This window comes from Mycobacterium sp. ABE4_509, from assembly GCF_056160785.1.
The window spans coordinates 1-15,079 of record NZ_JBSWXU010000127.1 but is presented as its reverse complement, the minus strand read 5'-3'; the positions used below and the strand labels follow the sequence as shown (position 1 = coordinate 15,079).

8 protein-coding genes and 1 pseudogene are annotated in these 15,079 nt (G+C 69.0%); 3 read left to right on the top strand and 6 right to left on the bottom strand.

All coding sequences use genetic code 11. From position 1 onward, the window contains the following. Both obgE and proB read left to right on the top strand, forming a co-directional pair. On the top strand, positions 1 to 1,080 hold a 1,080-nt coding region (gene obgE / locus ACXAID_RS21835; protein ID WP_475024286.1), incomplete at its 5' end, for a GTPase ObgE. Next, on the top strand, positions 1,077 to 2,219 hold the full coding sequence (gene proB / locus ACXAID_RS21830; RefSeq protein ID WP_475024285.1) for a glutamate 5-kinase: 1,143 nt from the start codon (positions 1,077 to 1,079) through the stop codon (positions 2,217 to 2,219). The genes obgE and proB, both read left to right, overlap by 4 nt. A 20-nt stretch (positions 2,220 to 2,239) precedes the next feature. Here the strand turns inward: proB and ACXAID_RS21825 are convergent, their stop codons facing one another. The 3 genes and pseudogenes from ACXAID_RS21825 to ACXAID_RS21815 all read right to left on the bottom strand — a co-directional run. Next, positions 2,240 to 8,239: a beta strand repeat-containing protein gene (locus tag ACXAID_RS21825; RefSeq protein WP_475024284.1), complete on the bottom strand. Its 6,000-nt coding sequence runs from the start codon at positions 8,237 to 8,239 to the stop codon at positions 2,240 to 2,242. A 508-nt stretch (positions 8,240 to 8,747) separates the two neighbouring features. Next, complete coding sequence (locus ACXAID_RS21820) at positions 8,748 to 9,584, bottom strand: NAD-dependent protein deacetylase (RefSeq protein WP_475024283.1); 837 nt, start codon at positions 9,582 to 9,584, stop codon at positions 8,748 to 8,750. 183 nt (positions 9,585 to 9,767) lie between these two features. After that, positions 9,768 to 10,217: pseudogene (locus ACXAID_RS21815) on the bottom strand (Hsp20 family protein); the annotation flags it as partial. Between the two features lie 101 nt (positions 10,218 to 10,318). Here ACXAID_RS21815 and ACXAID_RS21810 point away from each other — a divergent pair. Then, positions 10,319 to 12,382, top strand: a complete 2,064-nt coding sequence (locus ACXAID_RS21810) for an NAD(+) synthase (protein ID WP_475024282.1) — start codon at positions 10,319 to 10,321, stop codon at positions 12,380 to 12,382. A 3-nt stretch (positions 12,383 to 12,385) separates the two neighbouring features. On the opposite strand, the gene ACXAID_RS21805 is transcribed toward ACXAID_RS21810, so the two are convergent. The 3 genes from ACXAID_RS21805 to ACXAID_RS21795 form a co-directional block, all read right to left on the bottom strand. Next, on the bottom strand, positions 12,386 to 13,771 hold the full coding sequence (locus ACXAID_RS21805; protein WP_475024281.1) for a WS/DGAT/MGAT family O-acyltransferase: 1,386 nt from the start codon (positions 13,769 to 13,771) through the stop codon (positions 12,386 to 12,388). 72 nt (positions 13,772 to 13,843) lie between these two features. Continuing rightward, on the bottom strand, positions 13,844 to 14,662 hold the full coding sequence (locus ACXAID_RS21800) for an enoyl-CoA hydratase/isomerase family protein (protein WP_475024280.1): 819 nt from the start codon (positions 14,660 to 14,662) through the stop codon (positions 13,844 to 13,846). Further along, positions 14,659 to 15,079: PfkB family carbohydrate kinase (locus tag ACXAID_RS21795; protein WP_475024279.1), on the bottom strand; the 421-nt coding region annotated here is incomplete at its 5' end. The genes ACXAID_RS21795 and ACXAID_RS21800, both read right to left, overlap by 4 nt.

Genomic DNA, 15,079 nt, shown 5'->3' with positions numbered 1-15,079 from the left:
GGCATGGGCAACGCGGCGCTGGCCTCGCGGGCGCGCAAGGCCCCGGGCTTCGCGCTGCTCGGGGAGAAGGGCGACGTCCGCGACCTCACCCTGGAACTGAAGACCGTCGCCGACGTCGGGCTGGTCGGTTTCCCGTCCGCCGGCAAGTCCTCGCTGGTGTCGACGATCTCAGCGGCCAAACCCAAGATCGCGGACTACCCGTTCACCACGCTGGCACCCAACCTGGGTGTGGTGTCGGCGGGCGAGCAGACGTTCACCGTCGCCGACGTCCCCGGTCTCATTCCGGGCGCCTCCGAGGGGCGTGGATTGGGCCTGGACTTCCTGCGCCACATCGAACGGTGCGCGGTGCTGGTCCATGTCATCGACTGCGCGACGATGGAACCCGGTCGCGACCCGATCTCCGACATCGAGGCGCTGGAAGCCGAAATCGCGGCCTACACGCCGACACTGCAGGGCGACTCGACGCTCGGTGACCTCGCCGAGCGTCCGCGGGCTGTGGTGCTCAACAAGATCGACGTCCCCGAGGCGCGCGAGCTCGCCGAATTCGTCCGCGACGACATCGCCGCGAAGTTCGGCTGGCCCATCTACGAGGTGTCGACCGTCACCCGGGAAGGCTTGCGCCCACTGACGTTCGCGCTGTGGGAGATGGTCGATGCCTACCGCGCCGCCCAACCCGCGGTCGTCCCGCGCCGGCCGGTGATCCGGCCGGTGCCCGTCGACGAGAGCGGGTTCAGCGTCGAAGCCGACGGCGAAGGCGGATTCGTGGTGCGCGGTGTGCGCCCGCAGCGGTGGGTCGCCCAGACCAACTTCGACAACGACGAGGCCGTCGGATACCTCGGCGACCGGCTGGCCCGACTAGGCGTCGAGGACGAGTTGCTCAAACTCGGCGCCCGGCCGGGCTGTGCGGTGACGATCGGCGACATGACGTTCGACTGGGAGCCGCAGACTCCGGCCGGGGTGGACGTCACGATGTCGGGCCGCGGCACCGATACCCGGCTGGAACAGACCGAACGGGTCTCGGCCGACGAGCGCAAAGCAGCGCGGCGGGCGCGCCGGGAGAGCCCCGAGGATCAGGAGTGAACTCCGTTCACCCGGCCGGTTCGGCGAACTCCGTCCACCGGGAAGCGGTGCGCACCGCACGCTCGGTGGTCGTCAAGATCGGCACCACCGCGCTGACGACCCCGTCGGGCATGTTCGACGTCAGCCGGCTGCAGTACCTCGTGGATGCGATCGAAGCGCGCATCGAGTCCGGCTCGGACGTGGTGATCGTGTCCTCGGGCGCGATCGCCGCAGGCATCGAACCGCTGGGGTTGCCCAGGCGGCCCACCGATCTGGCCACCAAGCAGGCCGCGGCCAGCGTCGGGCAGGTGGCGCTGGTGAACTCGTGGAGCGCGGCGTTCGGGCACTATCGGCGCACCGTCGGGCAGGTGCTGCTGACTGCCCACGACATCTCGATGCGGGCCCAGCACACCAACGCCCAGCGCACGCTGGCCCGGCTGCGTGCGTTGCACGCGGTGGCGATCGTCAACGAGAACGACACGGTCGCCACCAACGAGATCCGCTTCGGGGACAACGACCGGCTCTCGGCGCTGGTCGCCCACCTGATCGGGGCCGATGCGCTGATCCTGCTCTCCGACATCGACGGGCTCTACGACGGCGACCCACGCAAGGCTCCCGCCGACAATCCGGCACGCTTCGTTGCCGAGGTCGCCGGACCCGACGACCTGGCTGACGTCACGGCAGGCCAGGGCAGCCACCTCGGCACCGGCGGGATGGTCTCGAAGCTGTCCTCGGCGTTGCTGGCCGCCGACGCCGGGGTTCCGGTGCTGTTGGCCGCCGCGGCCGATGCGGCCGCAGCACTGTCCGACGCGTCGGTCGGCACCGTGTTCGTCCCGCGCGCCGAGCGGATGTCGGCACGGCGGTTCTGGGTGCGCTACGCCGCCGAGGCGTCGGGTGCGCTGACACTTGACGACGGCGCGGTCAACGCCGTTGTCCGGCAGCGCCGTTCACTGCTGCCCGCCGGCATCACCGCGCTCTCGGGCCGGTTCTACGGCGGCGACGTGGTCGAACTGCGCGCCCAGGACGCCACCATGGTGGGACGCGGTGTGGTCGCCTACGACGCCGGGGAGCTGGCCACCATGCTCGGCCGGTCCACCTCGGACCTGCCGGCCGAGATGCGCCGCCCCGCCGTGCATGCCGACGACCTGGTGGCGGTGTAGACCGGGCCGGGTGGTCTTTCTCAGACCTGAGCTTCGTCGCTCAGCGGTGCGATGTCCACGGTCACCGGGACCTCGATGATGCCGCCATGACCGTCACTGACGGTGACCACGAAGGTGTCTTGCAGCGGGCTCGCCGAGAAGGCGCCCGGTCCGGTCGAATAGAAGCTCTGCGGGAGTCCGAGCGGGACACCACTGCGGTAGGTCGAAATGACGACGCTCACTGTTTGACCCGCCGTCAGGTCAACGCTGACGCTTGGGCACAAGCTGGTGCTCCCACCGCACCCGGTCGGCGTCAGATCTGGGTGGTAGCCGTCGTCATTGAATCCGATTACGTTCGTCCCGGGTGCGGACGGGTCGAATGTGCCGTCGTACACGATCATCACGGTGTCCGCCGGGGCGCTGGTCTGACCCAACCTGTAGGTCTGGGTGTCGGCCGCCGTGAAGAAGGTTGCGACGTAGTTGAACGGGTTGGAGCCGCTCTGACCAAGTTGGCTGATGCTGCCGTTGCCCAGAGAGGATGCCGCTGTTGTGAATGTGCCTTGAGTGACCGCCGCTGGGTCGGTCAATGTGATCGTCGTAGCGTCGAATGTTGGATCGGTGGGCCTGGCATCTTGATTGGGCGTGTACGTGAATAGGCCTGTGGCAGGGTCGATTGTGACAGTGCCGTAGGTGGTCGTGGCGGGTGCGCTGAAAACCAGGGGGTCGTTGTCGGGGTCGACGGCGGTGATGGCGCCGGAGACTTCGCCGGTGTTCGGGTCGGGATCGCCGAGGGTGACGGTGGCTGATTGGGGTGCGGCGGTGGCGGGTTCGATGTCGACGGTGACGAGAGTCGTGGTCGTGTTGCCGTAGGCGTCGCTCACGGTGACCGTGATGGTGTCGGTGAGTTGGTCCGGGGTGGCGCCGTCGGCGGCCGCGGCGTGGCGGGCCTCGTCGCTGGGGGTGTAGATGAAGCCGCCGACGGTTGAGTTGTCGACGGTTACCGTGCCGCCCTTGGCGCTGGTGGGGCCCGCGTCGTAGAAGAGGGCGTCGCCGTCGGGGTCGCTGGCCACCACCGACACCGAGACGACGCCGGTGTCGGGATCGGGCTCGACGATGACGGTCTCGGTGATGGCGGGTGGTTCGTTGGGCGCCAGCGGCGCGATGTCCACGGTGACGCTCACGGTGGTGGAGCCGCCGTGACCGTCGATGACGGTGACATCGAACGTGTCGCTGCGCTGGGTGGGGTCGGTGGTGGCGATCTGGCGCGCGACCTCGGTGGGGGTGTAGACGAAGCCGCCGGTCGTCGGGGTGTCGGTCGTGATGATGCCGCCCAGGGCGCTGAGGGCATCGGCGCTGAAGGTCAGGCTGTCGTTGTCCGGATCACTGGCCACGACCGACACGGTGACGACCCCCGTGTCGGGGTCGGGGACGCCCGCGGTCACGTCACTGACAGCCGGGCCGGCGTTGGCCGGGACGATGTCGACGGTGATCGGCACCGTCAGTGTGCCGCCGTGACCGTCGGTCACGGTGAAGTGGAACGTGTCGGTCAACTCATCGGCAGTGGCGTCCTCGGCGGCCGCGTCGTGGCGGGCTGCGGCTGTCGGGGTGAATGTGAATTCACCTGTGGTGTAGTCGAACACGACGGCGCCGCGAGCGTCCGGGTCCGGCACGGTCACGGCGACGCCGTCCCCGTCGGGGTCGGTGACGGCGAGGGTTCCGGTGACTGTGCCGGTACCCGGGTCGGGATCCCCGACGGTCACAGCAGCCTCGGGTGCGGCGTTGGCGGGGTCGATGGGTGCGGTCACTGCCACGGTGATGACACCGCCGTGCCCGTCGTCGACGGTCACGTCGAACGTGTCTTCCTGCGGGCCGCCGCCGGCGGCGGCGTGTCGGGCCTCGGATGTCGGTGTATAGGTGAATTCGCCTGTCGCCGAGTCGATGACGACAGTTCCACCCAGCGCGGTCGTGGTGGGAGCGGTGTAGGTGAGGGTGTCGTTGTCGGCGTCGTGACCGCTGACGAGCCCGGCGACCTCGCCGTCGACCGAGGTGCTGTTGTTCAGAACACGGATGTTGTCAACGCTGAGCCGCGCGCCTGCAGCGTGACCGGCGGTGGCATCCCAGCTGCCGGCGACGAACACGAACACGAAGTTGCCGGTCTCGGTGACCGTGTGGTTGACCTGCGTGACTGGCTGGGTCGCGCCCGGCGTCGCTCCGGTGGCGTCGAGGATGATGCTGGTGGCGCCGGTGTCGACATCGAGGACGTAGCCGAGCACATCGTAGGCGTCGCCGCCGCCGCTGGCTTCCCAGTCGAACTGGATGGTGGCGCCGGCGTTGATGCGTACCGGGGCGTCGGAAACCAGGGCAGGGCCGTGCACCACACCGCCGATGCGGCTGCCCTCCGGGGTGTTCGGGACGCCCCCCAGAAATGAATCCAGTACCACTCGCCCGTCCTCGATGTACACCTGGTAGATGGCGCGGTCGGGGGCCGTTTCGGTACCCCCGTCCGGGGCACTCGTCGGGTCGACCGGAGTGGGCCAGCCGGCGATCATCTGGGTGCCGTCCAACCACACTTGCGAGTCGATGATCGTCCAGCCCTCGAAATCGAGTTCGAAATCGCCGTTGTTGAAGCTGTCCACCGTGTAGGTCGCGGTGGGTGCCACATTGGCCGGCGCGATGTCGACGGTGACGGCGACGGTGGTGGTGTTGCCGTCGGTGTCGGTGACGATGATCTGGAGGGTGTCGGTGAGCTGGTCTGCGGTGGCGTCATCGGCTGCTGCGGCATGGCGGGCGGCATCGGTGGGGGTGTAGGTGAAGCCCCCGGCGACCGCTGGGTCGGCGGTGATGGTGCCACCGTTGGTGCTGACGGCGTCATAGGTGAGTTCGCCGCCGTCGGGGTCGCTGGCCGCGACCACCACGGTCACCGTGCCGGTATCGGGGTCGGGACTGCTGATGGAGATGTCGTCGACGGTCGGGACGGTGTACAGCGGCGCGATGTCGACGGTGACCGTCAGCGAGGTGGTGCCGCCGTGGCCGTCGTTAACGGTCACGGCGAAGGTGTCTTGCCGCGGTCCGCCGACGGCTGCGGCGAGGCGGGCGTCCTCGGCGGGCGTGTAGACGAAGCCGCCGACGGTCTCGGGGTCGGCGGTGACGGTGCCGCCCAGGGCGCTGGTGGGGTCGGCGCTGTAGACGAGCGGGTCGCGGTCGGGGTCGGCGGCATCGAGCGCCACGGTGACCACACCGGTGTCGGGGTTGGGGTCGCTGACCTGTGTGTCGTCGACAACGGGAGCGGTGTTGACGGGAGTGATCGGGACGGTGACGGGCACGACCACTGTGCTGCCGTGGCCGTCGGTGACGGTGATGGTGAAGGTGTCGGCGAGTTGGCCCGGTGTGGCGTCGTCGGCGGCCGCCTCGTGGCGGACCTGCTCGGACGGTGTGTAGATGAACTCACCGGTTTCGGAGTCGACCGTGAGGATCCCGCCGTTGCCGGTGGTGGCCGGTGCGCTGAACACCGGGGTGTCCCCGTCTGGATCGTCGACCGAGACCACGCCGCGCACCGAGCCGGTGCCGGGGTTGGGCGCGCTGACGCTCACCATGGGAAATCCCAAGTCACCGTTGGCCGGCACCAGTGCGACGGTCACCGTTGTCGTGCTGACGCCGCCGTGGCCGTCGGTCGCGACGAGTTCGAAGGTGTCGGTGAGCTGGTCCGGGGTGGCGTCGTCGGCTGCAGCGTCGTGCCGGGCCTCTGCTGTCGGGGTGTAGCTGAATTCGCCGGTCTCGGCGTCGACGGTGACGGTTCCGCCGAGCGTGCTGGTGGCCGGTGCGCTGTAGGTGAGGGGGTCGCCGTCGGGGTCGTCGCCTGCGACGGTCCCGGTGATCGCGCCCTCCTCGTCACGGCTGGTGATCGTCGCTTGCACGTCAGGGTCGGCGTTGGCGGGGGCGACGCCCACGGTGACCACCACCGTTGTGACGCCGCCGAACTCGTCGGCGGCGGTGACCTCGAAGGTGTCGCTGAGCTGGTCGGGGGTCGCGTCATCGGCGGCGGCGGCATGCCGGGCCGCCGAGGTCGGCGTGTACGTGAATCGACCATCTTCGTCGATCGTGACGGTGCCGCCTGCGCTGCTCACCGGGTCGGCGGAGTAGGCCAGTGGCGCGGTGCCGGCGTTGTCCAGCTCGATGGCGCCTTCGACCGTCCCGGTCTCGGGGTCGGGGGCACCTGTGGTGTATCCGCCGCCGACCGGCTGGGGGCCGATGGGTGCGACGCGCACGACGACCACGACACGGCGGTTGCGCGCGAGGCCCAACCGATCCAGCAGCCCGGCCCGGTTGACCGGGGTGCCGACATTGTCGTCGATGTCGACGACGAAGGTGTCGGTCCCGCCGGTGGCCGCCATCCGGGTGGTCGGTGTGTAGACGAAGCGTCCGCTGTCGTCGATGGCGACGGTGCCGTTGTCCGGGGCCCCGATGACGGTGTACGACAGCGTGATGTCGTCGTAGTCCACGGCGTTGATGCTGCCGGTGACGGTGCCGGTCTCATCCTGTCCGAAGATGATGGGCTCGGCGGTGGGCCGCTGGTTCTCGTTGCGGTACTGGACTTCGCGAACCAGCTGCCAAAAGGACTCGACCACGGTCGGGACCGGGGTCTCGGCGATCGACAGCCGGGGGGCCAGCCGGCCGAGCCCGACCCAGTGCAGGACATCGGTGACGATGGTGTTGAGATTCACCGCGTCGGACTGCCGGCCCTCGGTGGGCAGGTCCTCGCCGGTCAGCGACACGGTGACGATGGCCTGGCGGGGGCCGACGATGCCGTTGCTCTCCAGCAGTCCGTGCACGTGTGCCGGGTTTCCGGCCTGGTCGTCCACGGTGACGGTGAAGGTGTCGGTGGTCGCGGTGGTGCCGGCGTCGGGCGTGTAGGTGAACTGTCCGTCGGGACCCACTGCCACGGTGCCGTGTCCGGGCCCGCTGACGACGATGTAGGTCAGGTTGGTGTCGTCGTAGTCCACGGCGTTGAGGTTTCCGGTGATGGTTCCGTCGGGTCCCGGACCGGAGACGGTCGGCGCCACGGTCGGGCGCTGATTGTTGTATGTGTACTGCGAATCTCGAACCAGCTGCCACAGTGCCTGAACCAGCAGCGGGACCGGGGTGGGCGCGATCGGAAGGTCTGCGGCCAGCGGGCCCAGCCCGACCCAGTGCAGCACGTCGTCGACGATGCTCTTGGCGTTGATCGCTTCCTGCTGCCGGGCGCTGTCGACCGACGAAGCCGATTCCGAAACAGAAACGATCTGACCGTCTTCCGGCGCTGCCGAACTCGAAGTTGGCGCGACCGCAACCTCTGCTGTGTCCTCGTCGGGCAGGGCGGGCGGCGCCGGCGGTGCTGGCGGTGCCGCCTCCTCGACCATGTCGGACAGCGCTGACTCGTCTGCTTCCTCGGCGACTGACACGGCGGCGGCATACCCGCTGTCGGAGTCGTCGGTGTCGGGCTGCGTGCTGTCTTCGTGATCCGAGCTGTCGGTCGATCCGCTAGGCGCCTCCTCGGCGGCGGCCTCGTCATCGAGCGCTTCGTCCAGCTCCTCGTCGGGCTCTGCCTCGACGTCAGCGGTCTCCTCGACCTCATCACCGCTGTCGAGGTCATCTTCGAGCTCTTCGTCCAGGTCCTCGTCGAGTTCGGCTTCGGTGTCGAGGTCGGTGTCGATGTCGCTGTCGAGCTCGTCGTCGACGTCTGCGTCCGAATCCTCGCCTGCCGCGTCGCCCGGCTCGTCGGCGGACTCGGAAGTAGCGGTGTCGGTGTCCTGCTCGGCACCGGCGCCGGAGTCGGAGCCTTCGCTCGTTGTCCCCGAGTCCGATTGACTCGACGATGATCCGGATGCGGAGTCAGAGTCGGTCGATGCGGCGGCCACCCCGCTTCCGGTGGCGATCGCCGCGCCGAGACCGAAAACCACCGTGCCCACCCGCAGCCACCGCGCATAGGACTCGTAGTCCAGGCCGGTGCCACTGTGGCGCCACGGGTTCGGTGAGTTGTCTGTGTGCCTGCGCTGAGTAGACATGGCCATTCCCCGATTTCGACGCAACGACAGCCCGACCGCTGAACGCGCGAACAGCCTTCAGCGAGCCGGAAGTGAGCAGAGAAGGAGCACCACAGCAAATCAACAAACAGCTCTCAATAACAGACGGTGATACTGAGAACCAGTTCGAAATGCTGTGACGCGAACAACGTAGCACGGCTTTTTTACACCGCCAACATTTCTTGAGATTTCGCTTGGGACTGCTCCGAGACCTCCAGCCTCAGTCGACTAGGGTAACCCTGAGCTGCAAGTATCGTGGCAAGGTCGCCGCTGCGGGGTAGCCCGCCCCGACGGCTCCACTCGCCGGGAATCAGGCGCCCGTCGTCGGACTGGCAACATCAGATTAGTAAATCTCAGTTTTCGATTTCGTTGCATACGGGAAAACATTTGGATCAAGGGCAAATGTTTTGTCGAGCTGGCCCGGCTCGGCGGTCCGACGTTGTCCCGGTGTTCTCTGCGCGTTAACGCAAAACCCGGACGCGCGGATCGGTCACCGCAATTCGAGGTGCGGCGCGAGTTCGTCGGACAGCAGCGCCAGGATCGGCGAGCAGCCGTTGTCGATCTTGACGTCGGCCAGGTCGTCTCCGCGGGTGCGCCCGCGGTTGACGATCGCCACCGGTTTACCGGTCGCCGCGGCATGGCGGACGAACCGGTAACCCGAATACACCGTCAGCGACGAACCGGCCACCAGCAGCGCGTCGGCGTCGTCCACCAGGGAATACGCCTGTTCGACACGGTCTTTGGGCACGTTCTCGCCGAAATAAACGATGTCGGGTTTGAGCATTCCGGCGCACACCGGGCAATCGATGACCCGGAAGTCGGCCGTGTCGGAGACCACCGCGTCGGCGTCCGGGGCCACCGCGATGCCGCCCAGCGCGGCCGCCGCGGCGGCGAAACCGGGGTTGGCCGCCTCCAGGAGTTCGGCCAGCGCCGCGCGCGACATGGTGTGGCCACAGTCCAGACAGATCACCCGCGCGTAGCTGCCGTGCAGATCGACCACGGCTTCGCTGCCGGCCTTGGTGTGCAACAGGTCGACGTTCTGGGTGATCACCGCGCTGACCACGCCGGCGCGCTCGAGGGCGGCCAGGGCGCGGTGCCCGGCGTTGGGCCGGGTCTGGTCCATGTGCCGCCAGCCCAGATGATTGCGCGCCCAGTAGCGCTGCCGGAATGCCGCATCCGAGGTGAACTGCCGGATGGTCATCGGGTTGCTGGGCGGCGAGTCCGGGCCCCGGTAATCGGGAATCCCCGAGTCGGTCGAGATGCCCGCGCCGGTGAGCACGGCGACTCGCCGACCCCTCAGCAGGGTGACCAGTTCGGGCGCCTCCACCTCATCGAATGTAGGCGATGGCGCTGATCAGGCGGGTTCGTGCTGTTCAGCGCCGTTGGTGAAGGCCTGATCATCGTCATGACCGCTGTGATCGTGACCCGCGGCTTCGGTGTCCACGTCGTCGTCGTCATCATCAGTGTCGTCGTCATCGTCGTACTCGTCGTCGACGGCGAGGATCTCGACGATCTCGACGTGCCGTTCGAGCCGGTGCTCGTCGGACAGCGGCACCGACACGGTCAGGATCCCGCGGTCGTAGGTCGCGTTGATCTCGTCGGAATCAGCTCCGTCGGGCAGGGTCAGCGTGCGGCTGAACGAGCCGTACTGGAACTCCGATCGGCCACAGTTCTCGTCGGGGCCGGGCCGCTGCGCGGTGATCGTCAGCCTGCCGTCGCGCACCGTGACGTCGATGTCGTCGTCCGGGTCGATCCCGGGCAGTTCGGCGCGGATTTCGTAGACGTCTTCGTAGAGCTCTTCTTCGATCCGCATCGTGCGGCCCTCGAACAGCGGTCGCAGCGCCGCGAACGCTGGGAGGGTCTCGATCAGCTCAGTCAGATCCGTTAGCAAAGGACGCGAAGGGCGTTGGGTGGCAACCTTGTTCACGTTTTCAGGATGCGCGCGACAGGGAAAATCCATGAAGCGCTCACGATGCCGTCGAGCGAACGCCAGACCAACACCGGACCGCGTTCGCGGGTCCCTGCGCTCAGCGCGCCGGGCGCCACAGGACACAATGAGGCATGGACTTCTACTCGGCCTATGCGCAGGGCTTCGTCCGGGTCGCCGCGTGTACCCAGCACACGGTGCTCGCCGACCCTGCCGCCAACGCCGAGTCGGTGCTGGCCACGGCCCGCGACTGCGACGCCGACAGCGTGGCGGTGGCCGTCTTCCCGGAGCTCACCCTGTCGGGCTATTCGATCGACGACGTCGTCATGCAAGACGCGCTGCTCGAGGCCGTGCACGAGGCGCTGCTCGAGGTGGTCGCCGGATCCGCGGGCATGATGCCGGTCCTGGTGGTCGGCGCGCCGCTGCGGTTCGGCCACCGCATCTACAACACCGCGGTCGTCATCCACCGCGGCCGGGTGCTCGGCGTGGCGCCGAAGTCCTACCTGCCGACCTACCGGGAGTTCTACGAGCGGCGCCAGATGGCTGCCGGCGACGACGTGCGCGGGGTGCTGCGCATCGGTGACGCCGACGTGCCGTTCGGGCCCGACCTGCTGTTCGCGGCCACCGACGTTCCGGGGTTCGTCCTGCACGTCGAGATCTGCGAGGACATGTTCGTGCCCGTCCCGCCCAGCGCGCAGGCCGCGCTGGCCGGCGCGACGGTGCTGGCCAACCTGTCGGGCAGCCCCATCACCATCGGCCGGGCCGAGGACAGGTCCCTGCTGGCCCGCTCGGCCTCGGCCCGCTGCCTGGCGGCCTACCTGTACGCGGCGGCGGGCGAGGGCGAGTCCAGCACCGACCTGGCCTGGGACGGCCAGACGATGATCTGGGAGAACGGGGCCCTGCTGGCGTCCTCGGAGCGCTTCCCCGACGGGCCGCGCCGCTCGCTCGCCGACGTCGACCTGGAACTGTTGCGCGCCGAGCGGCTGCGGATGGGCACCTTCGACGACAACCGGGTGCACCACGGCATCAGCGGGGCGGACTACCGGCGGGTGGAGTTCCTGCTGGACCCGCCGCCGGGCGACATCGGACTGCGCCGCGTCGTCGAGCGGTTCCCGTTCGTTCCCTCGGATCCGTCACGGCTGGAACAGGATTGCTACGAGGGCTACAACATCCAGGTGGCCGGGCTGGAGCAGCGGCTGCGGGCACTGGGCTCCCCGAAACTGGTCATCGGAGTCTCGGGCGGGCTGGACTCCACCCACGCGTTGATCGTCGCGGCCAGGGCGATGGACCGGTTGGGGCGGCCCCGCAGCGACATCCTGGCGTTCACGCTGCCCGGGTTCGCCACCGGCGAGCGCACCAAGGCCAACGCCGTCGCGCTCAGCGAAGCCCTCGGCGTGACGTTCACCGAGATCGACATCCGGCCCACCGCGCGCCTGATGCTCTCCGAGCTGGGGCATCCGTTCGCGCAGGGGGAGGGCGACCGTGACCAGATCTACGACGTCACATTCGAGAACGTGCAGGCCGGGTTGCGCACCGACTACCTGTTCCGGCTGGCCAACCAGCGCGGCGGCATCGTGCTGGGCACCGGCGACCTCTCCGAGGTGGCGCTGGGCTGGTCCACCTACGGGGTGGGCGACCAGATGTCGCACTACAACGTCAACTCCGGTGTACCCAAGACCCTGATCCAGCATCTGATCCGCTGGGTCATCTCGGCGCAGCAGTTCGGCCCACCCGGTGATCCGATCAACGTGGCGCTGCAGTCGGTGCTCGACACCGAGATCACCCCCGAGCTCGTCCCGGCCGGCGAAGACGAGGAGATCCAGAGCAGCGAGGCCAAGATCGGTCCGTACGCCCTGCAGGATTTCTCGTTGTTCTGCGTGCTGCGCTACGGGTTCCGCCCGTCGCGGGTGGCGTTCCTGGCCTGGCACGCCTGGAGTGACGCCACGCGTGAACCGTGGCCGCCCGGATTCCCGCCGGACGAGCGGCCCGCCTACAGCCTGGCCGAAATCCGGCACTGGCTACAGGTGTTCGTGAAACGGTTCTATTCGTTCGCTCAGTTCAAACGGTCCGCGATCCCCAACGGGCCCAAGGTTTCCGGGGGTGGGGCGCTGTCGCCGCGCGGCGACTGGCGGGCGCCGTCGGACATGTCGGCGCGCACCTGGCTCGACGAGATCGAGCGGTCGGTGCCGGCCGAATGACCCTCAGCCGACCACCAGCGCCAGCGTCCCCAGCGCGGTGGAGCGGTGCGGCGCCGCACCCATCTCGGCGAGGTGGGCGACCGCGCGGGTGATGCCGTCGGCGAGTTGGTCCACGTCCGGGGCGTGGTCGTAGTCGGCCAGGATGCCGAACGACAGGTGGTCGGCGTAGCTCAGGATCGCCACCGCAGTGCGCAACTGTGCACCCAGCGGTGGTATCGGCGCCATCCGCACCACCTCCCGGCCCATCACCTGCAGCCGATGCCGGGGACCCGGGACGTTGGTCGCGAGCGTGACGACCCCGCGCTGCGGAAGCCGGCTGAACGCCTTGACCGTCCAGGCGCTGACCGCGAACGGGATGAGGTTGGCCGCGGCGACGAAGATGCTCGACGCCTCGCGCTGACCACTGTTCTTGGCTGTGGTCAGCCTGCGGTGCACCGCCTCGAGTTGCTGCAGCGGGTTGGGCAGGTCCACCGGCAGATACGGCAGCATCGCCGCGACCCGGTTGTCGGGTTGCTCGGCGTCGGCTGCGCGCACCGACACCGGCACCAGGGTGCGCAGCGAGGTGCGCTTCGGGGTATCGCCGCGGTTGAGCAGCATCGACCGGAAACTGTCGGTGATGGCCGCCAGCGCGACATCGTTCACCGTCACCCCGAACCGGGTGCAGATCTTCTCCACGTCACCCATCGAGACCTCGGCCCAGGAGAACCGCCGCATCCCGCCGACCGGCCCGTTCAACGACGACGCGGCCGGCCGGATCAGACCGCCGGCGATCTCGACGGCGCCGTGCGCAGCCTGCACGGCCACATTGGTGACGTCGACGGAGGTCCGCCACGCGGTGTTCAGCAGGCGCAGCGGGTTCAGTGACGGGCGCCGCTCGTCCGGTTCGGTGGGCGGGACGCCAACCGGTTGCAGTGCGGTGGCGGGGGCGTCGAACATGCGGGCCAGCATCCGCGACGCCGAGATTCCGTCGGCGATGCAGTGGTGGATCTTGGTCAGGATCGCCCAGCGGTTGTGCGACAGACCCTCGATCACCCAGGACTCCCACAACGGGCGGTCCCGGTCCAGCCGGCGGCCCATGATGTCGGCGGCCAGCAGGTGCAGGGCGGTGTCGTCGCCCGGGCGCGGCAGCGCAACCCGGTGCACGTGCCGGGCGATGTCGAAATGCGGATCCTCCACCCAGTGCGGCGCAGACAGGTCCCAGGTATGGCTGCGCAAGACCTGGTGCAACCGCGGCTCGGCCTTGATGCGTTCACCGATCGTCGCGGTGAACTCGTCGAAGCCGGGTGCGGGTCCGGTCAGCACAGCGATCCCGCCGACGGCCATGCTGATGTGCGGATCGGCGTCCTCCACCTCGAGGAAGCTTGCGTCAAGCGCGCTGAGGTGTTCCATGACGTCACCCTGCGCCGTGCCCGCAACCGGCGGCAGGGCCGGAAGTCCTCAGTTGGCCTGCGGAGTTGCCGTCTACAGCCGGCCGTCGACCCGCAGGTCTGGGTGCACCCACTCCGGGGACCGGCGCTCCTTGAACGACCGGAAACCCTCGAGCGCCTCGGCCGACGAATAACTGGCCTGCATGCCGATCCGGTCGAACAGCCCCAGATAGCTGTCCAGGCTGGACTTCACCACTCCGCGGGCGCCGGGCGCCGTCCTGGCGCACTGCCCGAGCACCTCGCGGGCCGCGTCGAGCAGTTCGTCGTGGCCGACGACCCGCGCGACCAGCCCCCAGTCCTGAGCTTCGGCCGCCGAGAGCGTGCGACCGGTGAACATCAGGTCGCGGGTGCGCACCGGCCCGATCAGCCTGGCCAGCATCTGGCTGTAGTAGGTGTCGGCGATGCCGCGCAGCAGTTCGGGCACCCGGAAGGTGGCGCGATCGCTGACCACGGCCATGTCGCTGCACAGCGCGATCTGCATGCCGCCGCCCTGGCACAGCCCGTTGACCGCCGACACCACCGGCTTGACCGATTGGCGCAGGGTCTCGAACGGTGTGACGTCCATCCCCAGCGCGGAGCCGAACGTCAGCCAGTTGTCCGATCCGTCGCCACCGCCCATGTCGCCGCCCGGGGCGAACACGTCACCGGTGCCGGTGATGAGCAGCCCCGCCAGGTCGGGGTCGGCGTCGACGTGGCGCACCGCGTAGCGGATGCCGAAGTACATCGCCGGGGTCATCGCGTTGCGGGCCTGCGGCCGATTCAGCCGGCACACCCCGAACGGTCCCTCCCGGGTGAACTCGAGATACGGCGTGCCGAGCCAGTCGCCTTCGGGCGGGCGGGGGGTGTTCGTCATCGGCGGGGTCCTCCAGTCACGGCGTCATCGACAGCCTCACTGTAAGGCGCACAGTCGCCCGCTCCGTGGACCAGAGTCGCCAGGGCTCCGGCCGCGCAGGCACGCCGCAACGCCGTCTCCAGCCCATCCGGCCACGACGCCGCCAGCACCCCGGCGAACACGTCGCCGGCCCCGGTGGTGTCGACCGCCTCCACCTCCGGGGCCGCCACCTCGAACGATCCGCCCTCGCCCTCGTGCAGCGCGCCGCGCGCACCGAGGGTGACGATCAGGTGGGGCACCGCGGCCCCGCCCGCGCTGCGCCATGCGGCGGCCTCGGTCTCGTTGACCACGACCACGTCGGCCGGCTCGGCCAGCGCGGCCAGCGCGGCGGGATCGGAGCCCGACGGGGAGGCGTTGACGATCACCACGGCCCCGGTG